The 22,636-nt window shown below is 70.1% G+C and carries 25 protein-coding genes and 1 pseudogene; 15 read left to right on the top strand and 11 right to left on the bottom strand.

The genetic code is table 11. The features are described from left to right. The first annotated feature begins 61 nt into the window (after nt 1–61). On the top strand, nt 62–1,045 hold the full coding sequence (gene eccE / locus C1737_RS16925; protein ID WP_102418952.1) for a type VII secretion protein EccE: 984 nt from the start codon (nt 62–64) through the stop codon (nt 1,043–1,045). Here the strand turns inward: eccE and C1737_RS16920 are convergent. Further along, nucleotides 1,035–2,255, bottom strand: a complete 1,221-nt coding sequence (locus C1737_RS16920; protein WP_102418951.1) for a S9 family peptidase — start codon at nt 2,253–2,255, stop codon at nt 1,035–1,037. The genes eccE and C1737_RS16920 overlap by 11 nt on opposite strands. Nucleotides 2,256–2,338: 83 nt before the next feature. On the opposite strand from C1737_RS16920, the gene C1737_RS16915 reads away from it, so the two are divergent. Further along, a complete protein-coding gene (locus C1737_RS16915; protein WP_067926877.1) occupies nt 2,339–3,124 on the top strand; it encodes a trans-aconitate 2-methyltransferase in 786 nt (261 codons plus the stop codon). Here the strand turns inward: C1737_RS16915 and C1737_RS16910 are convergent. Together C1737_RS16910 and bluB are read right to left on the bottom strand one after the other, a co-directional pair. Then, complete coding sequence (locus tag C1737_RS16910; RefSeq protein ID WP_102418950.1) at nt 3,121–4,524, bottom strand: sulfatase; 1,404 nt, start codon at nt 4,522–4,524, stop codon at nt 3,121–3,123. The two genes, C1737_RS16915 and C1737_RS16910, sit on opposite strands and share 4 nt — an antisense overlap. A gap of 39 nt (nt 4,525–4,563) precedes the next feature. Beyond that, complete coding sequence (gene bluB / locus C1737_RS16905) at nt 4,564–5,241, bottom strand: 5,6-dimethylbenzimidazole synthase (protein WP_067926871.1); 678 nt, start codon at nt 5,239–5,241, stop codon at nt 4,564–4,566. 73 nt (nt 5,242–5,314) lie between these two features. On the opposite strand from bluB, the gene C1737_RS16900 reads away from it, so the two are divergent. Then, a complete protein-coding gene (locus tag C1737_RS16900; RefSeq protein ID WP_067926868.1) occupies nt 5,315–5,599 on the top strand; it encodes a hypothetical protein in 285 nt (94 codons plus the stop codon). Here the strand turns inward: C1737_RS16900 and C1737_RS16895 are convergent. Beyond that, the gene (locus C1737_RS16895) at nt 5,583–6,065 is read right to left on the bottom strand and encodes a hypothetical protein (RefSeq protein ID WP_067926866.1); all 483 of its coding nucleotides are present in this window, start codon (nt 6,063–6,065) and stop codon (nt 5,583–5,585) included. The genes C1737_RS16900 and C1737_RS16895 overlap by 17 nt on opposite strands. A gap of 81 nt (nt 6,066–6,146) precedes the next feature. On the opposite strand from C1737_RS16895, the gene C1737_RS16890 reads away from it, so the two are divergent. Then, complete coding sequence (locus C1737_RS16890) at nt 6,147–6,824, top strand: phosphatase PAP2 family protein (RefSeq protein WP_102418949.1); 678 nt, start codon at nt 6,147–6,149, stop codon at nt 6,822–6,824. A gap of 59 nt (nt 6,825–6,883) precedes the next feature. Continuing rightward, a complete protein-coding gene (locus C1737_RS16885) occupies nt 6,884–7,540 on the top strand; it encodes a L,D-transpeptidase (protein ID WP_102418948.1) in 657 nt (218 codons plus the stop codon). 4 nt (nt 7,541–7,544) lie between these two features. On the opposite strand, the gene C1737_RS16880 is transcribed toward C1737_RS16885, so the two are convergent. Both C1737_RS16880 and C1737_RS16875 read right to left on the bottom strand, forming a co-directional pair. Further along, entirely contained in the window at nt 7,545–8,045 is a 501-nt protein-coding gene (locus C1737_RS16880) for a nuclear transport factor 2 family protein (protein ID WP_067926858.1), read from the bottom strand. Beyond that, the gene (locus C1737_RS16875; RefSeq protein WP_102418947.1) at nt 8,032–8,652 is read right to left on the bottom strand and encodes a TetR/AcrR family transcriptional regulator; all 621 of its coding nucleotides are present in this window, start codon (nt 8,650–8,652) and stop codon (nt 8,032–8,034) included. The genes C1737_RS16880 and C1737_RS16875 overlap by 14 nt, the downstream gene beginning before the upstream one ends. Nucleotides 8,653–8,690: 38 nt before the next feature. Between C1737_RS16875 and C1737_RS16870 the strand changes: the two genes are divergently transcribed. From C1737_RS16870 to C1737_RS16855, 4 genes are all read left to right on the top strand, one after another. Beyond that, nucleotides 8,691–9,914, top strand: coding sequence for a hypothetical protein (locus C1737_RS16870; RefSeq protein WP_102418946.1), 1,224 nt, complete (start codon nt 8,691–8,693; stop codon nt 9,912–9,914). A gap of 157 nt (nt 9,915–10,071) precedes the next feature. Next, nucleotides 10,072–11,901 carry an Hsp70 family protein gene (locus C1737_RS16865; RefSeq protein ID WP_102418945.1) on the top strand — a complete coding sequence of 610 codons (1,830 nt, stop codon included), beginning with the start codon at nt 10,072–10,074 and terminating at the stop codon, nt 11,899–11,901. Nucleotides 11,902–12,055: 154 nt separating this feature from the next. Continuing rightward, nucleotides 12,056–13,222, top strand: a complete 1,167-nt coding sequence (locus C1737_RS16860; protein ID WP_233214837.1) for a hypothetical protein — start codon at nt 12,056–12,058, stop codon at nt 13,220–13,222. Next, nucleotides 13,171–13,593 carry a hypothetical protein gene (locus C1737_RS16855; RefSeq protein WP_068091890.1) on the top strand — a complete coding sequence of 141 codons (423 nt, stop codon included), beginning with the start codon at nt 13,171–13,173 and terminating at the stop codon, nt 13,591–13,593. The genes C1737_RS16860 and C1737_RS16855 overlap by 52 nt, the downstream gene beginning before the upstream one ends. Nucleotides 13,594–13,607: 14 nt before the next feature. Here C1737_RS16855 and C1737_RS16850 read toward each other — a convergent pair. Then, a pseudogene (locus C1737_RS16850) lies at nt 13,608–14,256 on the bottom strand (DUF3060 domain-containing protein). A 56-nt stretch (nt 14,257–14,312) separates the two neighbouring features. Between C1737_RS16850 and C1737_RS16845 the strand changes: the two are divergent. Together C1737_RS16845 and C1737_RS16840 are read left to right on the top strand one after the other, a co-directional pair. After that, entirely contained in the window at nt 14,313–15,332 is a 1,020-nt protein-coding gene (locus C1737_RS16845; protein ID WP_068099130.1) for an NADP-dependent oxidoreductase, read from the top strand. A gap of 155 nt (nt 15,333–15,487) precedes the next feature. Beyond that, nucleotides 15,488–16,318 carry a family 16 glycosylhydrolase gene (locus C1737_RS16840; RefSeq protein WP_067924306.1) on the top strand — a complete coding sequence of 277 codons (831 nt, stop codon included), beginning with the start codon at nt 15,488–15,490 and terminating at the stop codon, nt 16,316–16,318. Here the strand turns inward: C1737_RS16840 and C1737_RS16835 are convergent, their stop codons facing one another. Both C1737_RS16835 and C1737_RS16830 read right to left on the bottom strand, forming a co-directional pair. Next, nucleotides 16,319–17,836: a glycosyltransferase family 39 protein gene (locus C1737_RS16835; RefSeq protein WP_102418944.1), complete on the bottom strand. Its 1,518-nt coding sequence runs from the start codon at nt 17,834–17,836 to the stop codon at nt 16,319–16,321. Between the two features lie 48 nt (nt 17,837–17,884). Next, on the bottom strand, nt 17,885–18,112 hold the full coding sequence (locus tag C1737_RS16830; RefSeq protein ID WP_067924304.1) for a hypothetical protein: 228 nt from the start codon (nt 18,110–18,112) through the stop codon (nt 17,885–17,887). Nucleotides 18,113–18,219: 107 nt separating this feature from the next. Here C1737_RS16830 and C1737_RS16825 point away from each other — a divergent pair, with 107 nt between their 5' ends. Genes C1737_RS16825 through C1737_RS16815 form a run of 3 tightly spaced genes read left to right on the top strand, consistent with a single transcriptional unit; the run spans nt 18,220 to nt 19,901 of the window. Next, the gene (locus C1737_RS16825; protein WP_102418943.1) at nt 18,220–18,528 is read left to right on the top strand and encodes a hypothetical protein; all 309 of its coding nucleotides are present in this window, start codon (nt 18,220–18,222) and stop codon (nt 18,526–18,528) included. 40 nt (nt 18,529–18,568) lie between these two features. Continuing rightward, complete coding sequence (locus tag C1737_RS16820; protein WP_233214836.1) at nt 18,569–19,219, top strand: GAP family protein; 651 nt, start codon at nt 18,569–18,571, stop codon at nt 19,217–19,219. A gap of 10 nt (nt 19,220–19,229) precedes the next feature. Next, the gene (locus C1737_RS16815; protein WP_067924309.1) at nt 19,230–19,901 is read left to right on the top strand and encodes a GAP family protein; all 672 of its coding nucleotides are present in this window, start codon (nt 19,230–19,232) and stop codon (nt 19,899–19,901) included. Here the strand turns inward: C1737_RS16815 and C1737_RS16810 are convergent. Then, the gene (locus C1737_RS16810) at nt 19,889–20,662 is read right to left on the bottom strand and encodes a hypothetical protein (RefSeq protein WP_068099146.1); all 774 of its coding nucleotides are present in this window, start codon (nt 20,660–20,662) and stop codon (nt 19,889–19,891) included. The two genes, C1737_RS16815 and C1737_RS16810, sit on opposite strands and share 13 nt — an antisense overlap. A gap of 28 nt (nt 20,663–20,690) precedes the next feature. Between C1737_RS16810 and C1737_RS16805 the strand changes: the two genes are divergently transcribed. Next, nucleotides 20,691–22,175: a bifunctional phosphatase PAP2/diacylglycerol kinase family protein gene (locus C1737_RS16805; protein WP_102418941.1), complete on the top strand. Its 1,485-nt coding sequence runs from the start codon at nt 20,691–20,693 to the stop codon at nt 22,173–22,175. A gap of 13 nt (nt 22,176–22,188) precedes the next feature. Here the strand turns inward: C1737_RS16805 and C1737_RS16800 are convergent, their stop codons facing one another. Beyond that, nucleotides 22,189–22,500, bottom strand: a complete 312-nt coding sequence (locus C1737_RS16800; protein ID WP_197509255.1) for a DUF732 domain-containing protein — start codon at nt 22,498–22,500, stop codon at nt 22,189–22,191. Nucleotides 22,501–22,636 lie beyond the last annotated feature (136 nt).

The raw sequence follows: 22,636 nt of genomic DNA, 5'->3' as shown, positions 1-22,636 counted from the left end.
CCGCGCTCGTCGCGGTCGCGGGCGCGATCGCCGCCACCCGCCGTCGAAAGGACCCCACCCCGTGAGCCTGCAGCGCTCGATACCCACCCCCGGACCGGGGCGCGTCACGCTGGCGCTGCTGGCGGTCGTCCCCGCGGTGATGGCCTACCCCTGGCGGTCGCCGCGGGACTACTGGCTGCTCGGCATCGCCGTGGCCGTCGTGGTCGTGCTCTTCGGTTGCTGGCGCGGCTTGTATTTCACCACCCTGCTGCGCCGCCGGCTGGCCATCATGTCGCGCGGCGACGCGGCCGCGCCCGAATCCGCCACCGCGACCACCGCGCTGCTGCGGGTCGGCGCGCCCAGCGGCGACGCCGACGCGCTGCCGCTGCCGCTGCTCGCCGGCTACCTGGACCGCTACGGCATCCGCGCGGACAAGATCCGGATCACCAGCCGCGACAACGCATCCGACGCGTCCAGGCGCGAGACGTGGATCGGCCTCACCATCTCGGCCACCGACAACCTGGCCGCGCTGCGGGCCCGCTCCGCACGCGTCCCGTTGCACGAGACCGCGCAGGTGGTCGCGCGCCGGCTGGCCGACCACCTGCGGGAACTCGGGTGGGAGGTCACCGCGGTCGCGGCCGACGACGTCCCGCGGCTGCTCACCGCCAACGCCCGCGAGAGCTGGTCGGCGGTGCAGCGCGGCGCATCGGATTACCTTGCGGCATACCGGGTCCCGGTGGACGGACGGTTGGCGGAAACCCTCGAGGCGATTCGCGCGCATCCGGCGCGCGAGACGTGCACGGCGCTGGAGATCGCCGGCGATCCAACCCGCAACACGGTGGCGGCCGCGTGCGCATTCCTCACCGACACCCCGCCCGGGCGGACCGCGCCGCCGGCCGGCCTGACCCCGCAGCGCGGCAACCACCGGCCGGCTCTCGACGCGCTGGACCTGCTGTCCACGCGGCGACTCGACGGGCACACCGACGCGCCGGCGGGCTTGCTCGCGGAGCTGGACTGGCCCGCGGTGACGGCCGCGGCGGCGGTCGCCGAGACCGCTAGAACATGACGGTCTGCAGGAAAGCGGTCATCCGGCGCAGGTAGTCCAGCTGGCTCACGTGCAGCACGTGGCTGCCCGGAAACCAGTGCAGCGCACAACGATCCCAGTGTTCCCACAGCTTGACGGCATGGTCCGGCGGCGCCATGCGATCGCCGAGCCCGGTGATGATCATCCGGCGGTCCTTGTCCAGCAGCGGCCGATAGTTCAGCGGGCAGTGGTAGGACAGCCCGTCCGACAGCTCCGCGCGGCTGATGTGCGACAGGCGCAACCCCAGCCGCACGAGCGTGTTGGCCGGGAACCATTCGTCGAACAACGTCGCCGGGGTGACGACGGGACAGTTCGGGATGACGGCCTCCAGCCGGTCGTCCACCGAGGCCACCAGCGCCGAGGTGTAGCCGCCCAGCGATATGCCGGTCATCGCGATGCGGTCGACCCCGGTGCCGCGCAGGTAGTCGACGACGGACCGGAAGTCGTGCACCGCCTGGGCCATCGCCTCGGCGAAGCCGCTCAGCCCGCCGGCGAAATAGCCGAAACCGCTGAACGGCGAGCACCTTTCGGCGCGCTTGCCGTGAAACGGCAAGGTGTACATCAGGACGTCGTAGCCGGACCGGTAATACCAGGGCAGCGTGAAGAACCGCCCGTTGGCCAGGTACGACGACCCCATGAAGCCGTGGATGACGCACAGCGTCGGACGGGGCCCGTCAGCGTGGCGCCAGTGCTGCGCGCGCACGACATTGTTGGACTTCCACGCGCTCCACTGTTCGCGCATCGCGGGGTTGACGGCGGTGAAGCCGCTTTCGAACGCGATGTTTTCCACCGTGCCGCCGGCGGCCCACTCGGTCAGCGGGCTGGCGCGCCGCGAGCAGACGCGCGGCGGCTCGGTGGGCGCCGGAAATGACTTGACCGGATCGCGCTGCGCGGCCAGCTCGGCGTAGAAGTTCAGGTTGGCGCGCTCGGCGCGGGCGCTCCGGTGCCGCAGGGAGGCGGCGACCACGGCCGGCGCCACCGTCGCGGTGAGCAGCGAGGAGACCCAGGTGCGCAGCGCGAGGTCGCCGACGGCCGAGCCCTCGACTACCATGCGCTGGCGGGGGGACAACGCGGAGTTCGGGGGTAATCCGCCGACGTCGATCGGTACGTCTGCGCCCTGGAAGGCACCCTTGAAGGCACCGGGGATGTCGGGAACGGGGATGGGCGGATCAATCGAGGTGTCGGGCGCCACGAACGCCGATGCTAGCCGGGATGCGGTAATACGGTTGGTCTGTTCCGCCGATTGGCGACGGCGCATCGATCAGGAGGACCGACATGTGGGATCCCGATGTCTACCTGGCCTTTGCGGACCACCGCAGCCGGCCGTTCTATGACCTGCTGTCCCGGGTGGGGGCCGAGCGGGCCCGGCGGGTCGTCGACCTCGGCTGCGGGCCCGGCCACCTGACCAAGTACCTGTCCCGGCGCTGGCCGGAGGCGGTGATCGAGGCCATCGACACCTCGCCGGAAATGGTCGCCGCCGCCAAGGAACGCGGCATCGACGCCGTCGTCGGCGACCTGCGGCACTGGAAGCCCAAGCCCGACACCGACGTCGTGGTCAGCAACGCCGCCCTGCACTGGGTGCCCGAGCACGCCGACCTGCTGCTCCGCTGGGCCGACGAACTGGCGCCCGGATCGTGGATCGCCGTGCAGATACCCGGCAACTTCGAGACGCCGTCGCACGCCACGGTGCGGACGCTGGCGCGCCGGGAGCCCTACGCAAAAGTCATGCGGGACATACCATTCCGGGTCGGCGCAGTGGTGCAGCCGCCGATCCAGTACGCCAACATGCTGCTGGACGCCGGATGCCGGGTCGACGTCTGGGAGACCACCTACCTGCACCAGCTGACCGGTGACAACCCGGTGCTGGAATGGATCACCGGGACGGCGCTGGTCCCGGTGCGCGAGCGGTTGAGCGCCGAAGACTGGGAGCGGTTCCGCGCGGAGCTCATCCCGCTGCTGGACGACGCCTACCCGCCCCGCGCCGACGGGACGACGATCTTCCCGTTCCGCCGGGTGTTCATCGTCGCCGAAGTGGGCGGTTCCCGGCGCTCGGCCGGCTAACCGCTCGCTTGCTCCTCGATGCCGCGGTCCGCGGCGATCGCCGACCGGGCGGTCGGGCGCACCCGGTGGATCTGCAGATACGTCTCGGTGTAGCGCGCCGCGATGCGGGTGCCGGCGAATTCCGACGGGATGACGTCGTTCGTCCGCTGCCGCCAATCGTGGAGTCGCACAGCCAGATCAGCGGCGACCTCCTGGGCGGCCGCGTCGTCGCCGGCCAGCAGGTTGGTGGTCTCGGCGGGGTCGGCGCGCAGATCGTAGAGCTCGCGCTGCGGGCGCGGGCCGGTGATCGACGGCGCCACGGCGTGGCCGGACGGGCTCTCCTCGATGTCCAGCGGGAGGTCGAGCAGCGGCCGGGCCGCGTAGTTCTCGATGTAGCTGAATTCCTTGGTGCGAACGGCCCGGATGGGATCGAACGCGTCGTGATAGGTCTTCGCCGTGTACACGTGGTCCCTGACCGGAAGCGCGTGCGGGTCCGGCTCCAGGAGGGCGCTGCCGTGCGACAACCCGTCGACGTCGGGGGGAACGCCCAGACCCAGCAGTTCCAGCAGCGTCGGAAGCAGGTCCACGCCGCTGAACAGCTCGTCGTAAACCCGCGGGGTGAGGGCCCGCCCGGCAGGGGGCCGGATGATCATGCCGATGCCGGTGCCCGCGTCGTAGAGGGTGGACTTGGCCCGCGGGAAGGCCGGGCCGTGGTCGGTGAAGAACACCACCCAGGTGGTGGCGTCCAGCCCGGTGTCGGCCAGCGTGTCCAGCAGCCGCCCCACGGCGGCATCGGCCGTGGCGATCGCCCCGTAGAAGCCGGCAAGATCGCCCCGGACCTCGGGGGTGTCGGGCAGGTAGCCGGGCGGCTCGACCACCGCGGTGTCCGCCGGCTCGTAGCGCTCCCTCGGGTACGGCCGGTGCGTCTCGAAGAACCCGGCGGTCAACAGGAACGGCTGGCCGGCCAGATCCTCGATGCCGTCCCGCAGCCACTCCGAGGCCTTGTCGACCACGTACTCGCAGTACGAGTTCGACACGTCGAACTCGTCGAAGCCCAGCCGCTGCGGGTACGACGTCTCGTGCTGCATGCCGAAAAGCGCTGAATACCAACCCGCATCGGTCAAGATCTCCGGCAGGGTGCGCACCCCGCTGCGGTATTCCCAGCCGTGGTGCGCCAGCCCGATCAGGCCGTTGGTCTGCGGGTAGCGGCCGGTGAACAGCGATCCGCGCGACGGCGAGCACAGCGGCGCGGTGGCGTGCGCCCGGGTGAACAGGATGCCCTCGGCGGCAAGGCGGTCCAGCCGGGGACTGGACACGTCCGGGTGGCCGTAGACACCGAGATAACGCCCCAGGTCGTGCCAGTGCACGATCAGCACGTTGTCCTTGCGGCCCGCTGCTTCGCCCGGCCCCAATTGCGTCACCCTCTCCAACTCGCCCCGCGACCGGCGACGATACCGCAGCTACTTCGGGGGATCGTGGGGGCGGCGACCCCAGCGGTTCTCGCAGACGAACTCCGAGAGCGGGCGCGCGACGGCCCAGCCGTCCAGCTCCAGTGCCGGCCGATCGGGGAATTCGGGTACCGGGCCCAGGCACAGGATGGCCACCGGCTCGGCCCCGGCCGGCATGTCGAGCAGGGCCGCCAACCGGTGCGGCTCGAACAGCGAGACCCAGCCCATGCCAAGCCCTTCCGCGCGCGCCGCCAGCCACAGATTCTGGATCGCGCACGAGACCGACGCGAGATCCATCCGCGGCAGCGTCCGCCGGCCGAACACGTGCTTTTCCCGGTCGTCGCCCAGCGCCACCACCAGCAACTCGGCGCACTCGAGGATGCCTTCGACTTTGAGCGCGAGAAACTCCTCGCCCCGCTCACCCAGGGCGGCCGCGGTGAGCGGCCGCTCTTCGTCGACCAGCGCGTGGATGCGCCGGCGCAGCGCGTCATCGGTGACGCGGATGAACCGCCACGGCTGCATCAGCCCAACGCTCGGCGCCGCATGGGCGGCCTGCAGCAGGCGGGCCAGCACCTCCTCGCCCACCACGCCGCCGGGCACGAAGCGGCGCATGTCCCGCCGTTCCGCGATCACCCGGTAGACGGCCCGCCGCTCCTGCGGGCTGAAGGCCTCGTCGCTCACGGGAGTCATCGTAGGAAATCCGCGTTAGCGTGAACCGTGTCCGCGGCACGGACCCGGCGAACACCCGAGGAGGGAGTGTTCCGTGAAGCCTTTCGACTCACTCGACCAGCTACCCACCGACCGCACGGCCGGCCGGGTGTACGGCGAGCCCTATCAGACACCGGACGGCACCACCGTGATCCCCGTCGCCAAACCGCTCGGTGTCTTCGTCATCCACAACGGCCGGGCGTCCTGGGAGCCTGCCGTCGACGCGAATCGGATCGCGCTGATCGGCGTGATCACCGGCCTGCTGGCCGCGGTGATCGGCAGCCTGGCGGTGCTGAGGCAGCCGCCCTGGCCGCGGATGACGATCACGGACTATAGGTGACGCCGACCGCGCGGAAAACGTAGTCGGGCGGCATGTCGAAGGCCAGCGACCGCCGCGGCAGGGCGCCGAGGACATCGCCCGGAATGGCGACCTTGTAGTGCAGCGAAAGTTCGCCGCTGAACTTCGGGTCCACCCGGGAGACGTCGACCTTCACCTGCACACCGGTCGCCGATATCTCCACCTGCGCCGAGCCGGTCTGGGGCGCGTCCCAGCGGACGTCGACGGTCGGGCCCGCCAGCCGCGGCAACATCGACAGGGTGGCGAGCACCCGCTCGGAGGTGAACACCAGCGAACCCGTGTAGCTGGCGACGCTGTGCGGCAGTCGCACCCCGGGGATGGCGCCGCTGAACCGCCGGGTGACCGCGACGTAGTCGGCCAGGTAGATCAGGCCCTCCGCCTCGACCTGCGCATACACGTCGTCGGGCAGCTTGCCGATGCCTAACAACCTACGGACGAATACGGGCATGACGCCAGTATGGACCCGGCCGGCTGATGCGCTGGTCGGGCCGCCCGGGGTCCGCCGCGGCGCGCCTGGTATCGGTGGCCTATGACCCGATGGCGGACTTTGCCGGCCCTGTGCATCGCCCTGGCCGCCGCGGTGAGCTACGTGCTGATGTGGGTGGGTTACTCGCAGGACTGGCATTGGCAACAGCGCATGGACTGGTCGCTGCTGGACGCCGCGCGGGACAGCGCGGTCAAACACCCGTTCTGGGTGCGATTCTGGGCGGACGTCTCCTTCGCGCTGGGGCCGGTGCCGCTGCGCGTGCTGGGCACGGTGGCGGCGGCGGCCGCCCTGATCATGCGCCGGGTGCGGGCGGCGCTGCTGCTGTTGGCCTGTGCGCCGCTGAGCGGGCTCGCGACGGTGCTGGCGAAGGCCCTGGCGGACCGGCCGCGACCACCGACCATGCTGGTGGCCGCGGCCGAGACCTCCTTCCCGTCCGGGCACGCGCTGGAGGTGACGGCCGCGCTGTGCGCCGCGCTGTCCCTGGCTTTGCCGGCGATGAGCCGGGTGGTGCGCGGCGTCGCGGTCGCGACGGTCGCGGTGAGCGTGCTGGCCGCGGGGATCTCCCGGGTGGCGCTGAACGTGCACTACCCGTCCGACGTGCTGGCCGGCTGGTCGCTGGGCCACCTGTATTTCCTGTTGTGTTTCACGGTGATTCGACCCGCGGGCGCGCCGGTCTCCCGAAATGCCTGCGACGCCGGTGATTTGATCACGGTCCGGTGACCTAACCGGGGCCGAACCTTTACTTGACCTGGCGCTGCGCGGGTTTGACGATTGAGGTCATGCGCCGACTGCTCGCCTCGCTGACCGCTTCGGCGTGCGCACTTTTCGGGTCGCTGGCCCTGGCGCCGCTCGCCGCGGCGGCCGGCGCCCCCTGGTTCGCCAACGCCGTGGGCAATGCGACGCAGGTGGTCTCGGTGATGAGCACCGGCGGGTCCAACGCGACGATGGACATCTATCAGCGCACGGCCGCCGGCTGGCAGGCGCTGCGGACCGGCGTTCCCACCCACGTCGGTTCGGCGGGGATGGCGCCGCAGGCCAAGAGCGGGGTGCCGGCCACCCCGATGGGGGTCTACACCCTGGATTCCGCGTTCGGCACCGCACCCAATCCCGGTACGGCGCTGCCGTATACGCAGGTGGGGCCCAATCACTGGTGGAGCGGTGACGACCACAGCCCGACCTTCAACTCGATGCAGGTGTGCCAGAAGGCGCAGTGCCCGTTCAACACCGCCGAGAGCGAGAACCTGCAGATCCCGCAGTACAAGCACGCGGTCGTGATGGGCGTCAACAAGAACAAGACCCCCGGCGGCGGCGCGGCGTTCTTCTTCCACACCACCGACGGGAAGCCCACCGAGGGATGCGTCGCGGTCGACGACGCTCAGCTGGTGTCGATCATGAAATGGCTGCAGCCCGGCGCGGTGATCGCCATCACCAAGTAGCGGGTCAGCTGCCCTCGGTGGCCAGGGCCCGGCCGGGCTTGACCTGAAAGTTCATGCCTTCCAACGACATTGTGGCGTCGTAGGTCCTGTCGTAGCCGGTCTGGGCGATCTTCCAGCCGGCGTCGGTGCGCCGGTAGGTGTCGCGGTAGAACGCCGCACCGATCAGCATGAAGTTGAGGTCGGCGACGATCACGCGGTCCTGCAGATACCAACTGCCCGTTGCGGTGTCGCCGGTCACGGTGATGTCGGGATGGGTCACCCGGTGCTCGGTGATGACGTTCGCGGGCAGCGAGGTCCGCATGTACTCCACCAGGTCGTCGCGGTTGGTGAAGTGCAACTCGTTGCCGAGCGACGGCCCGTAGTCGGCCTTGATGTCCTCGGCGAGCGTGTCGGCGAAGTCGTCCCAGTGTTTGGTGTCCAGCGCGCGCAGGTACCGGTACTTGACCTGCTTGATGGCTTCGATGTCGGCGAGATCGTGAGGGGTCATCAGGTCATTGCAGCACACGGGTGACCATGTCGATCAGAGCGCGTCGTTCCAGGCTCCAGTCGATCGCGGTACCGGTGACCATCTGCGCCAGCACCACACCCCGCAGCGTGGCCCAGATGACTTCGGCCACACCGGCATTCGCCGGATCATCGGTGATCAGCCGGCCCAGCTGGCCGATCGCGGCGTTCATCTCCAGCAGATGCCGCCGCGGCGACTCGCCCGGTCCGCCGCGGGTGGCCCGCAGGATCTCGAACGCCGCCATCGACGTCGGACTGCTGTAACAGCCCCACGCGGTGTCGACGACCACCTCGATCCGCTCGCGCAGGGGCAGTTCACTGACGTCGGCCGACGACAGGCTTTCGATCAGCCGGTCCACCCCGTCGTCGACCACCGCCATCAGCAGGCCGTTGCGATCGCCGAAGTGATACTGGATGACCCCCCAGGTCACGCCCGCGCGTTCGGCCACATGCTTGGCGGTGGCCGCGGCGAAGCCTTCCTCGGTGATGCAGCGGACCGTCTCGTCGATGATCCTCGCGCGCGTGTCGTCGCCGCGCTTGCGCGGCGAACTGGTGCGCCGGGTGGGGCTCCCCGAGCGCCATGCCTTCTGACCTGCAGCGATGGGCATCGTTGACTTTATAACATAGTCGAGTCTATTTTTGGGCCGTGAGCCGATCCCGATATGCGCGGTTGACCCGCGAGCAGCTGGCCGTCCTGGTTCCCGAACTGCTCCTGATCGGGCAGCTGATCGACCGCTCCGGCATGGCGTGGTGCATCAGCGCGTTCGGCCGCGACGAGATGGTGCAGATCGCCATCGAGGAGTGGGCGGGCGCCAGCCCCATCTACACCCGGCGCATGCAGGAAGCGCTCAACTTCACCGGCGACGACGTGCCGACCATCTTCAAGGGGCTGCAGCTCGACATCGGCGCCCCACCGCAATTCATGGATTTCCGCTACACCGTCCACGACCGCTGGCACGGCGAATTCCAGCTCGACCACTGCGGGGCGCTGCTCGACGTGGAACCGATGGGGGACAAGTACGTCTTCGGGATGTGCCACACCATCGAGGACCCCACCTTCGACGCCACCGCGGTGGCGACCAACCCGCGCGCCCAGGTGCGGCCCATCCACCGGCCGCCGCGGACGCCGAAGGATCGGCACCCGCATTGCGCGTGGACGGTCATCATCGACGAGTCCTATCCCGAGGCCCAGAGCATCCCCGCGCTGGACGTCGTGCGCCAAACCAGGGCCGCCACTTGGGAACTCGACGCGATCGACCGCTCGGACGAGGGCAAGGCGGACTACTCCGGCCCGTTGCTTTCCGACTTCGACTTCGCCGGTTTCTCGCACTCGGCACTGGTTCGGATGGCCGACGAGGTCTGCCTGCAGATGCATCTGCTCTACCTGTCGTTCGCGATCGCGGTGCGCGCACGCGCCGCCGACGAGGCGCAGGCCGTGTCGGTGTGCACCCAGGGCCTCACCGGCATCGCCGGCGTGGCCGCCGAGCGCATTCACCGCGCGCTGGGACTGCCGGGCGGTGTCCAAGGGGTGCTGGAGGTGCTCGAGTTGCACCCCTTGCTCAATCCCGCGGGCTATGTCCGCGCGGAAACGGCCGACCGGCTCGTCGTGCACCGCTCGCCGGCCCACGACGACGGCGCCTGGATCGCGCTGTGCTCACCCGAATCCACCCAACCGCTGCAGGCGATCGCCACCGCCGTCGACCCGCACATCGAGGTCAGGGTCAGCGGCACCGACACCGACTGGACCGCCGAACTGGTGCAGACCGACACCGCGGCGGCCGAGCTGCCCGAGGTGTCGGTAACGAAGGTCAGTGGTGGAGCGACATTCCAATTCGAGCCGAGGCGATCGCTCCCGCTGACCGCGGTGTAGGCACCCGCGCGGATTTGTCAAGGGGCCGGCGGTACCACTTCGGTGACGAGGTGGCATCGACCGGGTACCGATGATGTTGCAAGCCATCGGATTTCGGCGTGTCCACGGCTATGGTTAACGCTGGCCACCGACCCCTATAGACGAAGGTTTTCGCTCTATGTACGACCCACTCGGGTTGTCGATCGGGACCACGAACCTGGTCGCTGCGCGCAACGAAAGTCCGCCGGTTATCCGGCGTTCGGTGCTGACGCTGTATCCGCACTGCGCGCCGAAAGTCGGCCTGCCCGAAGGCAATCCATACCTCGCCGAGCCCGGCGTGATGATGAGGGGATTCGTAGAGCGCATCGGTGACTCAGTGGCGCTGGTGTCCGCCGACGGTTCCGCGCATGACCCCGAACTGCTCACGGTGGAGGCCCTCGACGCGATGGTGCGTGCCGCCGGCGCGGACGCGTCCTCCTCCGACATCTCCATCGCGGTTCCCGCGTACTGGAAACCGGTGACGGTGCAGGCTTTGCGCGACGGGTTGCGGACCCATCTGGGGTTCGTTCGCAGCGGCATGGCGCCCCGGTTGATCTCGGACGCGATCGCGTCATTGGCCGCGGTGAAGGCCGAGCTCGGTTTGCCCGACGACGGCGTGGTGGGGCTGCTCGACTTCGGCGGCGGGGGCACGTCGGCCACGCTGGTGAATGTCGCGGGTGATTTCGAACTCGTCAGCGCGACAATGCGTTACGGGGCCCTGTCCGGCGACGAGATCGACCAGGAACTGCTGCTGCGGGTCTTCGAGGAGCTCGGCCGCGGCAGCGGCATCGACCCGGGCAGTACGGCCGCCGTGGGGCAGCTCGGCGAGGTGCGGGAGCAGTGCCGGCTGGCCAAGGAACGGCTCTCGGTCGACGTGGTCACCGAGATCGCCGCCGAACTCGGCGGGCGTAGCTGCAGTTTGACGCTGAGACGCGACGATCTCGAAGACCTGATGGCGGACCGGCTGACCGGCTTCATCTATGCCTTCGACGACATGCTGGTGCGCTACCGCAAGAGCTGGGCGGACCTCGCGGCCGTGGTGACCGTCGGCGGGGGCGCACACATTCCGCTTGTCGCCGAACGGCTTTCGATCCACGGGCGCACCCCGGTCCTGACACCGTCGCAGCCGGCGCTGGCGGCCGCCTGCGGTGCGCTGCTGCTGGCGGCGCGCGGCGAAGAGCTGAGCCTGCGCACGCGGACGTCGATGGGCATGCTCGCGACCGCCAACGCCACTGGCGACGTCGTCGACCTCGGGGCCGGTGACGTGCTGGTGATCGACGACGAGGCGCTGACGGATCGTGAGCTGGCGTGGTCGCAGACGGAATACCCCGGCGACCTGCGGGTGCGGTTCGGCGGCGAAACCTACGACGAGGACGGCCCGTCCGGCTGGTCGATGCGGCTGAACGTGATCGAGCCGCCCCGGGACCGGTCGTGGCGCCGCCTGCGCTTGTCGCAGTTGATCATCGGCATGTCCGCGCTGGTGGCCATGACGGCGATCGGCGGTGTGGCGTACACGCTGACCGGCATCGAGAACCGTCAGGCGCCCCCGGCGCCCAGCGTCGCGCCCAGGCCGGCCCCGGCCAGCCCCCTGGTCCCGCGCACCGTCGCGCCGCCGTCGACTCAGGCGCCGACCACGACGGCGGTCTGGACCCCGCGACACACCGCGCCGCCGTCGACTCAGGCGCCGACCACGACGGCCGTGACGACGCCACCGCCACCGACCACCACGACCGAGACGCCGCCCCCGCCATCGACCACCACGCCCACCACGACCACCACGTCGACGGTGCCGATGACCACCGAGTGGATCCACGTCCCGCTGCTGCCGGTGCCGATTCCGATCCAGGTTCCGCAGACGCAGGCCCCGCAGACGCAGGCGCCGCAGTACACCCCGTATCCGCAGTATCCGCAGCAGTACCCGCAGTACCCGGGGAACTCCCAGAATCCGTTCCTGAGCCCGGGCTACTAGCCGCCCCACCCGCCCGAAGCGTTCCTGCTGAACGCGCTCCATGAGCGCGTCCGCGCCCGCGCGGGTAGGTTTGGTGTCACCCGGTCGGGCGGGGTTCATCCCGCGGCGCCCTCACGCGGGGCCGCGGAGAAATCAGCGGACTGTGGAGGCGTACGTGGACATCGTGCTGGGGGTCTCAATGGCTCCCGAGACGGTCCGCCTGGTGGTCATCGAGGGGCAGGACGCCGACGGCGTCACCGTCGAACAGGACGAGTTCGAGGTCGCCGCCACCGGCGGCGACCCGGTGACCGCCGGCGCGGTCGACCAAGTGCTTGCTGCCATCGGCGGTACCCGCGAAGGCGCGCTTGCGGGCGGCTACCACTTGGTGTCGACCGGAGTGACCTGGACGGACCCCGCCGGTGTGGGCGCACTGCGGGATGCGATGGCCCGCAACGGCATGGGCAGCGTGATGCTGGTGTCCCCGTTGCTGGCGGCGGCCGCCCTCGCCCAGACCGTCGGGTCCGCGCTCGACTACGAGTACATCGCGATGCTGTTCGTGGAACCCGAGACCGCGACCCTGGCCGTCGTCGACGTCACCGACGGTTCGATCGTCGACCTGCACCGCCGGCAGCTGGCCCACCCGCGGCAGGGGCCGGTGGCCGCCGAGTTGGCGGCGATGGTCGCCGGGCTCAACGCGCGGGGAACGCGGGCGGACGGCGCCTTCCTGATCGGCTGCGGCACGGACATCGTCGCCGTCAAACCCGCGCTCGAGGAGGCGACCCCGCTGGAGGTGACGGCTCCGGAGGAACCGGAGATGGCGCTGGCCCGCGGGGCGGCGCTGGCGTCGGCGAACGCGCCGCTGTTCGCCTCGTCCACGGCCGCCCTGGCGTACGCGCTGGACCCGGGCACCGGAGAGCTGAGCCCGCAGCCGTTCGGCCCGACCTACCTCGACGTCTGGGGCAACGCGGACCCCGGCGCGCTGGCCTACAGTGCCGTCGCGGACGAGGACGAGGTGATCCCGCGCCGGCGCAGGCCCATGTTCCTCGCCGGCAGCGCGCTGGTGGGGATCGCGGCCGTCGTCGCCGGCGTGGTGCTGTTTTCGCTGACCTCGGACCGGCCCGGGTCCAACGCGCCGCGCCATGCCCCCGGTGACGATGTACCTGCATTTCCCATTCGTGACGGTGCCGATCCCCATCACCCCACCGCCGCCGCCGGGACGCTGAGGACGTGGCGCGCGACCGCGCCGGCGCGCACACTGGGCGGTGACGGCATGAGCGGCGAGGAGGTCGCGTGGGCGAATACGGTGGGTTCGGGTTTGATCCCGAAGAGATCGATCGGATGATCCGCGAGGGCAGCGAGGGCCTGCGCGAGGTGTTCGAGCGGGTCAGCAAGTTCGTGGCGGCTCCCGGAGCCCGGCCCGGGTGGTCGTCGTTCTTCGACGACCTGTCGCGGCGCCCACGCCCCGAGCCCGAGACCGCGGGCGAGGCGGGTGACGGCGTGTGGGCCATCTACACGACCGGCGCCGACGGCGGCGCGCACGTCGAACAGGTCTATGCGACCGAGCTCGACGCGCTGCGCGCCAACAAGGACAACGTCGACCCCAACCGCAGGGTCCGGTTCCTGCCGTACGGCATCGCCGTCAGCGTCCTCGACGGCGACTCGCCCGGCGACGAATCCGGCCACGAATCCGGCGGGGCCCCGCAAGGCTCGTAGGCCGGCGCGCGGCCTCAGCCCTGCTCGACGACGTTCGATCCCCCGGAGTTGCTGACCTTCGGCGTGCCCGTGTGGTAGGTGACCTTGTTGTTGAAGCCGGAGGCTTCGATGCTGTCGACGGCGTCGACGGTGATCTCGTTCTGCACGCCCGACACGGTGAGGCTGGCGCAGTGGCCGCTGATCACCACCGTGTTGGACACCCCGCTGACGCTGATCACGTTGTCGTTGCAGGCGATCGTCCGGTTCTCGCCGATTCCGGAGACACTGATCCTGGCGCCCGGCGGCGCGGTCGGCGACGTCGACGGGCTGGGCGTCCTGGCCCGGGTGGTGGACGGGGCGGTTCCGCGCGGGGTGCTGGGCGACGGACCGAACGTGTCGGTGATGGTCGGCGGGGAGCTGATGATGGAGCGGACCCCGGAAAGCTGGTGTGCCGCAAAGGCGGCGATGCCACCGGCGAGGGCCAGCACGGCGATGACGATGACCGTGCCCAGGATCCACCACGCGCGGTTGCCCGAGGGCCGTTGGGGAGGCGGGCCCGCCCGGCCCGGGCGGGTAAGGCTGGGCGGGGGGCTGCGCGCTGCCCGCTTCGGACGCCCGCGCCGCGTCGGCGAGCGGGCGCTCGAGTTCCCGGATCCGATCCTCCGGGTCGTCGTTTGCTGCCATGGGTTGAATATGCCATTCGCGTCGGTGGTTTCGCGCGGTTCGGTAGTTTCTGGTTCGTGCCCGAGTTGCCGAACCGTCAGGTCGTGTTGCGTCGCCGCCCCACCGGGCTTGTCCGGCCCGGTGACACCGAGCTGCTCACCACCCCGGCGCCCGAACCGGGGGAGGGCGAGGCGCTGCTGCGCACCACCTACGTCGGGATCGACGCCGCCGCCCGCACGTGGCTCGACGACCAGCCCAGCTACCTTCCGCCGGTGCAGCTGGGCGAGGTCATCCGCGCCGCCGGGATCGGCGAAGTGGTGGAATCGCGCTGCGACGCCTACGCCGTCGGCGACGTCGTCACCACGTTGACCGGCTTCTCCGAGTACGCGATCATCCGCGACGACCTGTTCAGCACGCCCATCCCGGGCGAGGACGACCAGCTGGCGATCATGTCGGTGTACGGGCCGACGGGCGCCACCGCCTATTTCGGGATGACCGACATCGGCCGGCCGAAGGAAGGGGAGACGGTCGTGGTCTCGGCGGCCGCGGGCGCCACCGGATCGGTGGCCGGGCAGATCGCCAAGATCGCCGGCGCCCGGGTGGTGGGGATCGCGGGCGGGCCACAGAAATGCCGGGCGGTGGTCGAGGACTTCGGCTTCGACGCCTGCATCGACTACAAGAACGACGACCTGACGGCGGCGCTCAAGCAACACTGCCCGCAGCGCGTCGACGTCTACTTCGACAACGTGGGCGGGCCGATCCTGGACGCGGTGCTGGGCCGCCTGGCCCCGCGCGCCCGGGTGGTGCTGTGCGGGGTCATCTCCAGCTACCTGACCGGCGAGCACCCGGGGCCCGCCAACTATGTGAACCTGCTCTCCAAGACGGCGTTGATGCAGGGGTTCAACGCCCTCGACCAGTGGGGCCGCTTCGACGAGGCCTTCGCCGCGCTGCGGCAGTGGGAGGCCGAGGGCCGGCTCAGGCACCGCGAGACCATCTTCGACGGCATCGAGTCGTGCGTCGACGCCCTCAACGGCCTGTTCACCGGGGTCAACATCGGCAAGACCCTGGTCAAGCTCAGCGAACCGGGTTCCCGCTGAACCGCGTCGTGCCCAGCAGGCAAAAACTCGCCGCCACGGGCCCGGTGCGGGGTGCACGCCACCCCGGCGCGTGGTTTCATAACACCGTTTGCAAAGGTTGCCTGGGGGTGGCGGGCTTGGGTCGAAACACGGCTTTCACGATTGGTGGGTTGTAGATGGATCGTCGCAGCATGATGTTGATGTCGGGGCTCGGCATGCTGGGGGCGGCGATGCGCTTGCCCGGCGCCTGGGCCACCCCGCCGGCGCCGCAGGCGCCCCCGTCGGCCGGCCCGGGCGGGCCGTACATCTTCGCCGACGAGTTCGACGGGCCCGCGGGCTCCCCTCCCGATCCCGGCAAGTGGACCATCCAGACCTGGCAGGACGACGTGTTCCCGCCGGTCGAGGGCATCTATCGCGACGATCGCCAAAACGTGTTCCAGGACGGGCATTCCAACCTCGTCCTCTGCGCCACCCACGATCTGCTGAGCAACACCTATTACAGCGGCAAGCTGCGAGGCAACTTCCGCAGCATGATCAACCAGACCTGGGAGGCGCGGATCAAGCTCGACTGCCTGTACCCCGGCCTGTGGCCGTCGTTCTGGGGCGTCAACGAGGACCCGCTGCCCGACGGCGAGGTGGACATCTTCGAGTGGTACGGCAACGGCCAGTGGGCGCCGGGCACCACCGTGCACGCGGCGTCCAACGGCAAGACCTGGGAGGGCAAGTCGATCCCCGGGCTGGTTGACAGCAACTGGCACACCTGGCGAATGCATTGGGGCGAAGAGGGATTCGAATTCGCGCGGGACGGCGCCGAGTACTTCAAGGTTCCCAACAAGCCCATCCACGTCGCCGGCGGCGCCCCGGACGACTTCCGGTGGCCGTTCAACATTCCCGGCTACTGGATGACGCCGATGTTCACCCTCGCCGTGGGAGGTGTCGGCGCCGGGGATCCGGCTGCGGGCACCTTCCCGGCCTCGATGCTGGTCGACTACATCCGCATCTGGTGACTAGCGCTGCGCTTTGAACACCTGAACCAGGTTGAACTGCCAACGCTCGACGAGCCGGAAGCCCAGGTCGTGCGGGACCGCGAAGGCGGGGGTCGCCCAGTAGACCGGGCCGGGTGGGATCGCCGGGCCCTGCTCGTGCGCCGGCTGTGACGGGTCGCCCTGGGTGATGATCCACACGACGCCGCAGTGGCTCAACGGATTCGCGACGACCTCCGGGATGAGGTTGGTGTCGAAGACGTCGTTGCGGTCGGTGGCCCGCTGCCACAGGGTGAGGTCGATCAGCTTGCGATAGGCGTCCGGGCGCGCCGCCAGCAGCGGGCGCATCGGGGCGGGCATGAACGTCACCGTGTCGTTCACCAGCAGGCAATCGCCGGGTGCGGCCTTCGCGCTGATCAGATCGGCTACCTGGCTGTAGTCCATCCCGTACTTGGCGTACGGGTTACGTTGCGCGAAGAGATAATTCGGTGTCGCGGCGGCGGCGAAGAGCGTGACCAGGGCCGCCGTCCGCCACGGCCGGACCGTCACCGCCGCGGCGCAGACCCCCAGGATCAGCGCCATTCCCGGCGCCGTGAACGTCATATAGCGCGGGGTGTAGATGGGATGCACCACCGCCGAGTAGGCCAGGATGACCGCGGTCGGCAGGGTTAGCCACGCGGCCGCCAGGGCCAGCAGTTGCCCGTCGGCCCGCGCCAGGGCGGCAGATCCGCTGAGCCACAACGCGACAGCCGCCGCGATTACGAGCGCCGACAGCACGGCGAACGGCGGGCTGCGCTCGAAATACTGTTGCACCACCACGTCTTCGAGGGTCCGGCGACCCATCGGCGCGATCCAGCTGATCTGATGCGCCTGCCCGGCGACCGTCAGCAGGAACGGCCCCATGGCGCCGACCGCGACAGCTGACGCGGCGGCGAACCGCAGCAAAACCGTTCGCGCGCAACGTGACACGATGAGGAGGACCAGATGGGCGGCCACCAGCAGGGCGAGGTATACCTCGAGCGCGATCGACGCGGCGAGGGCGGCGCCGTAAGCCGCCCACAGCCAGCCGGTGTCGCGGCGCGCGGCGCGAACCAGCAGCACCGTCAGCCACACGGCGGCCATCATCGACAACGCATAGGGGCGGGCCTCGATGCCCGCCCAGGTCGTCCGGGGCAGGATGGCGCAGAAGACGCCGGTAGCCAGCGCGACCGTGCGCGACGAAAACTGCTTGCCCAACCCCACGATTCCGGCGGCGGCGCCGCCGACGGCCAGCCCGCTCGGCGCGCGCGACCAGAACTCGGTGGGCGGAAAAACCTGAAACCAGGCGTGCATGAGGAGGTAGTACGCGCCGTGCACGGCGTCGACATTGCCGAGCATCCGCCACAACTGGGCGAGGGAACGGCTGTAGGCCGCCGAGATGGTTGCGGCCTCGTCGTACCAGAACGACGGGCGCGACGCGCCACCCAGGCTCACCGCGACGGCGAGCAGCCCGACGAGCAGCGGGTCCAGCGCGGACGGCGGGCGGCGAAGCGGGTTCCGCACGCCGCTATGGTGCCAGAAGCGGAGGACGGCCCCGCCGCTGGCCGAAGCTCAGTTGAGCAGCCAGACGTGCCAGAACCCGTCGGAGCCCAGGCGGCAGTCCCAATGGGTGTACAGGTTGTCGTTGTGCATGAGCTCGACGTGCGGGGCGTCCGCTTCGCAGCCGGCCTGGCTCGAGTAGTTGCCCTCGACCTCGATCTCGTCAGCACCGGCGACGCCCACCCCGGTGGTGAGCAGCCCGGCCAGCGCCAATAGGCCGGCGGCGCAAGCCAACTTCATGTGACCTCCCCTTGGTAGCTGAGCCGACTATATCGGCGGGCCCGGGCCGGGGCTCGAAAACGAAGAACTCGACGAACCGGGCGGCCATTCGAACGTATGATCGATCGATGGGGCAGTTCGCGTCCATCGGGTACACCGCCCACCCGGCCCGCAGCCCGTTTGGGGGGGTGCGCCCGCCGATCACCGTGCTGGTGGACCTGACGGTGCTGTTCCCGCGCGAGCCGCACCGCTCCGGTCGCTATCAGCCCAACGGTCTGCAACTGCACAAGGTGGTCGAGGGTCTGCTCAGTTGCTGGGGCCTGTGCGAGCAGGGCGATTGGTGGGGGCTGGTGACCTACCCGGTGGCCTACGGCTCCGAGCGCAAGACCGTGACGCACTGGGTCCCCGCCTGGACGCTGCGCCGAAACCGGTTATGAGATGCGATGATTGCTGACCGTGGACGCAAGTTGGGGTTCGGTGCTGACCAAGCTCGTCGCGTTGGCGGCGGTCATCGCGCTCTCGCCGATCACGGTCATCCCGGCGGTGCTGGTCCTGCACTCGCCCCGTCCGAGGCCCACCGGTTTGGCGTTCCTCGCCGGGTGGGCGCTGGGCCTGGTCGCCCTGACCGCGGTGTTCGTCGGCGGCTCGGGGCTGCTCGAAGGCCTGCACAAGGCGCCGCCGACGTGGGCGTCCTGGCTGCGCGTGGCGCTGGGGTCGGCGCTGATCGCGCTGGGCGCCTACCACTGGCTGACCCGGCATCGGCACGGCGACATGCCGCGCTGGATGCGCTCGTTCTCCACGCTGACCCCGGGGCGAGCCGGGGTGACCGGCGCGGTGCTGGTGGCGTTGCGGCCCGAGGTGCTCCTGGTCTGCGTCGCGGCCGGACTGGCCATCGGTAACAGCACCCTTGGTGTCGGCGGCCAGTTGCTGGCCGGTGCGTTCTATCTCGTCGTCGCCGCGTCGACGGTCGCGCTTCCGATCTTGGGTTACGTCTGGGCCGGGGACCGCCTCGACGACGCGCTGGAGCGCCTCAAGGTTTGGATGGAAGAACATCACGCGGTGCTGCTCGCGATCATCCTTGTTCTGATCGGTTTGTTCGTGCTCCACAACGGGATTCGCGCCCTGTAGATTGCAGCCCATGGCAGGAAGCTGGGGCACGGTGCTGACCGGGCTCGTTCCGCTCGGGCTGGTCGTCTCGCTTTCGCCGCTCACGGTCATCCCTGCTGTGCTGGTGCTGCAGGCGCCGCGGCCCCGGCCGAGCGGCCTGGCGTTTCTGGGTGGCTGGGCGCTGAGCCTGGCCGCGCTGACGGCGCTCTCCGTCGCGACCTCCCACCTGCTCGGCGGCCTGGACAAGTCGCCGCCGCGGTGGTCGTCGTGGCTGCGCGTCGTCCTGGGGTCGGCGTTGATCGTGTACGGCATCTACAAATGGCTGAACCGGCGCGGCCACGCCGAGTCCCCGGCCTGGATGCGTTCATTCGCCACCATCACCCCGGCCCGCGCGGGGATCATGGGGGCGGTGCTCGCCGTGGTGCGCCCGGACGTGCTGCTCATCTGCGTCCCCGCCGGACTGGGCATCGGCACTGCCGGGCTCGGCCTCGTCGGCGACTGGGTGGCCGCCGCGTTCTTCGTCGCCATCGCGGCATCCAGCGTCGCCATCCCGATCCTGGCCTACGCGGCGGCCGGCAGCCGCCTCGACGACACACTGGCGCGGCTCAAAGACTGGATGGACCGGAACAACGCCGCCCTGCTCGCGGCCGTCCTGGTGGTGATCGGTGCGATGCTGCTCTACCACGGCATTCACGCGCTGTAACCGCCGTCGGCAAGGCCGGCGTCCTCCTCGAGCCGGTTGATGGCGCCGAAGGCGTATTCGCGGACCAGCTCGCGGCCGTAGCCGGCAAGCATGCCCGCGTAACCCTTGGAAGCCCACTGCCGGCAGTGGCGCTCTTCGTGGTGCAGCAACCGGTCCAGGTCCAGGCGGCTCTCCACCGGCCTCCCACCGGCGCCGAGGTACCAGGCATGCCCGGACTCGACGATCCGGCGCAGCCACGCCGCGGGGTCGGTGAGCGTGCCGAGGTTGACCATGAAGATGTCGCCCCAGGTGGTGCCGCCGCGGCGGCAGAACTGCCGCTGGATCCAGTTGCCGCCCAGCCCCATGAGGATGCCGTTCGGCGTCGCGACCAGCCGCCCGCCGTTGCGGTCGACGAACCTCACGTCGCGGGTGTAGCTCCAGCGGTTTGCCTTCTGCCGCAGCATGATTCGCGTGACTTCGGCGGCGCTGTAGGGCGTCGGGGGGAAATCGGTGCGCCGCGTCCCCGTGCGGCCGTAGCCGGTGCCCGCGTTCAGGATGTAGGTGCAGAGCACCGCCGCGCGGGCGTCGGCGCCGCTGGTGCCCCGCGGCAGCAGGAAGAAGGACTTGCCGTCCGGGTCGGTGATCTGAGCCATGCGCCCGAGAACCCGGAAGCTCGCCGGGGTGATGGCGTGCCGCCCGGCGACCTCCGCGACGACGTCCGGGGCCACACCCCGCCGTGCGGCGTTGGCCCGCCATGCCTCGAAGTAGCCCGCTGCGTCCATGTCCGCCAACCAATTTAGGGTGTAGCGAATGAACAGGCGGCCCAGGCGACGCGGCATCGAACAGATCACCCGGGGCCTCGGCACCCTGGACCGCGAGGTCTTCGAAGCGATCGCCGAGACCGACACCCCGCTGCTGGACGCGATCATGCCGCCGCTCACCCGGGCGGCCGACAACTCGAAGTTGTGGCTGGCCATCGCCGCGGCCCTGATGGCCTCGGGAAAGCCGAGCGCCCAGCGCGGCGCGACGCGCGGCGTCGCCACGCTCGCGGCCACCAGCCTGGTCACCAACCAGGTCGCCAAGCGCATCCGCCGCCGCCCGCGCCCGGGGTACGAATTGGTGCCGTTGGTCCGGCAGGTCCGCCGCCGGCCGACGTCGAACTCCTTCCCGTCGGGGCACTCCGCCAGCGCGGCCGCGTTCGCGGTCGGGGTGGGTCTGGAGAACCCCATGCTGGGGTTCGGGCTGGCGCTGCTGGCCGGGCTGGTCGGGCTGTCGCGGGTGGTGACCGGCGCGCACTACCCGGGTGATGTCGTCGCCGGGTTCGGCATCGGGGCGGGCCTGGCGGTGCTGGGCGGTCGGCTCGTCCCGCCGATCGTCGAAACCGCGCTGCCCACGACCGAGCCCCTTCGCGTCGCGACGCCCGAACGGCCCGACGGTTCCGGGGTGGTGCTGGTGATCAATCCCGAGTCGGGCAGCGGCACCGGGGCACGCGTCGTCGACGAGGTGCGCGAAGCGCTGCCGAAGGTCGACATCCGGGAGCTGGGCCCCGACGACGACCCCGAGGACGTCTTGCGCGACGCCGCCGCGCGCGCCGAGGTGCTCGCGGCGGGAGGTGGCGACGGCACCGTGGCGGCCGCAGCCGGCGTGGCCATCGAGGCCGGGCTGCCGCTGGCCGTGTTTCCCGCCGGCACGTTCAACCACTTCGCGAAGGACATCGGCTGCGACACCGTGGCCAAGACGGTCGACGCGATCCGCCGCGGCAGCGTCGCGTGCGTGGACCTGGTGTGCCTCAACGAAACTCAGATGGTCCTCAACACCGCCAGCATCGGCGCCTACCCGACCTTCGTGCAGCAGCGCGAAAAACTCGAGAAACGCATCGGCAAGCCGCTGGCCGGTCTGTACGCGATGCTGCACACGCTGCGCCACGACCAGCCCGTGCGGATCTCATACGACAACAAGACGCTGCTGACGTCGCTCTTCTTCCTCGGCAACTCGCTGTACCTACCGACCGGGTTCGCCCCGGCGCGGCGGACCCGCATGGACGACGGGCTCATCGACGTCCGCATGCTCGAGGCGGGCCGGCCGTGGGCCCGCACCAGGATCCTGGCCGCGCTCGCGCTCGGGCGGTTGGAGCGCAGCCCGCTCTACCACGAACTGCAGGTGCCGGAGTTCAGCTTCGCTGCGGTCGACGGCCCGACGGTGATCGCGTGTGACGGCGAGGTCGGTGACGAATACGAGAAGGCCAGCTTCACCGCCAAATACCGGGTCCTGCCGGTCTTCCGCCCCTGCGACTAGCGCCCCACGCCGTTTAGGCGTTGGGGCACAGATCCCGCAAGGCGAAGATGACGACGTCCGCCGCCTGCCGGCCGTTGATCCCACCGGTGCCCTGGTCGGCGTCCGAGCGCTGGATCGCCAGGCCCTCCAGCTGTTGCGGGGAGGCGCCCCAGGAAAGCTGCTGGCACAGGTCCGCGCCCATCTGCAGCAGTGCCTCGTCGCCGCCGTTGACGGCGTGGATGCCGGCGTTGTGCAGGTCATTGAGAAAGGCAGTCTGGTCGGCCCGGGCAGGGCTGGCCCATCCGATCCCCGCGGCCAGCAGTGGGCCTACGAGGGCCGCGCCCATGAACCGGCCATAGGGCCGCTGTGCTGCCATTCGATTCTCTCCTTCGTCCCGTGCCCGATTCGGATGATGCACTTTTACACGAAAGTGCCGTGAGACACGTTGCGGAAGAGAAATCCCGACGATGAATAGTCGGCAA

Source organism: Mycobacterium sp. 4858, from assembly GCF_900240975.1.
Lineage (GTDB): Bacteria > Actinomycetota > Actinomycetes > Mycobacteriales > Mycobacteriaceae > Mycobacterium.
The sequence above is the reverse complement of the archived record's forward strand: the minus strand, read 5'-3'. Positions and strand labels throughout refer to the sequence as shown.

What these genes read in the sequence shown, in the direction of transcription:
- C1737_RS16815 (WP_067924309.1), top strand. Translation starts at nt 19,230, where the DNA reads ATGGCAGGAAGCTGGGGCACGGTGCTGACCGGGCTCGTTCCGCTCGGG.
- C1737_RS16895 (WP_067926866.1), bottom strand. Translation starts at nt 6,065, where the DNA reads ATGCCCGTATTCGTCCGTAGGTTGTTAGGCATCGGCAAGCTGCCCGAC.
- C1737_RS16890 (WP_102418949.1), top strand. Translation starts at nt 6,147, where the DNA reads ATGACCCGATGGCGGACTTTGCCGGCCCTGTGCATCGCCCTGGCCGCC.
- C1737_RS16810 (WP_068099146.1), bottom strand. Translation starts at nt 20,662, where the DNA reads ATGGACGCAGCGGGCTACTTCGAGGCATGGCGGGCCAACGCCGCACGG.
- C1737_RS16865 (WP_102418945.1), top strand. Translation starts at nt 10,072, where the DNA reads ATGTACGACCCACTCGGGTTGTCGATCGGGACCACGAACCTGGTCGCT.
- C1737_RS16885 (WP_102418948.1), top strand. Translation starts at nt 6,884, where the DNA reads ATGCGCCGACTGCTCGCCTCGCTGACCGCTTCGGCGTGCGCACTTTTC.
- C1737_RS16840 (WP_067924306.1), top strand. Translation starts at nt 15,488, where the DNA reads ATGGATCGTCGCAGCATGATGTTGATGTCGGGGCTCGGCATGCTGGGG.
- C1737_RS16875 (WP_102418947.1), bottom strand. Translation starts at nt 8,652, where the DNA reads ATGCCCATCGCTGCAGGTCAGAAGGCATGGCGCTCGGGGAGCCCCACC.
- C1737_RS16830 (WP_067924304.1), bottom strand. Translation starts at nt 18,112, where the DNA reads ATGAAGTTGGCTTGCGCCGCCGGCCTATTGGCGCTGGCCGGGCTGCTC.
- C1737_RS16825 (WP_102418943.1), top strand. Translation starts at nt 18,220, where the DNA reads ATGGGGCAGTTCGCGTCCATCGGGTACACCGCCCACCCGGCCCGCAGC.
- C1737_RS16805 (WP_102418941.1), top strand. Translation starts at nt 20,691, where the DNA reads ATGAACAGGCGGCCCAGGCGACGCGGCATCGAACAGATCACCCGGGGC.
- C1737_RS16915 (WP_067926877.1), top strand. Translation starts at nt 2,339, where the DNA reads ATGTGGGATCCCGATGTCTACCTGGCCTTTGCGGACCACCGCAGCCGG.
- C1737_RS16800 (WP_197509255.1), bottom strand. Translation starts at nt 22,500, where the DNA reads ATGGGCGCGGCCCTCGTAGGCCCACTGCTGGCCGCGGGGATCGGATGG.
- bluB (WP_067926871.1), bottom strand. Translation starts at nt 5,241, where the DNA reads ATGACTCCCGTGAGCGACGAGGCCTTCAGCCCGCAGGAGCGGCGGGCC.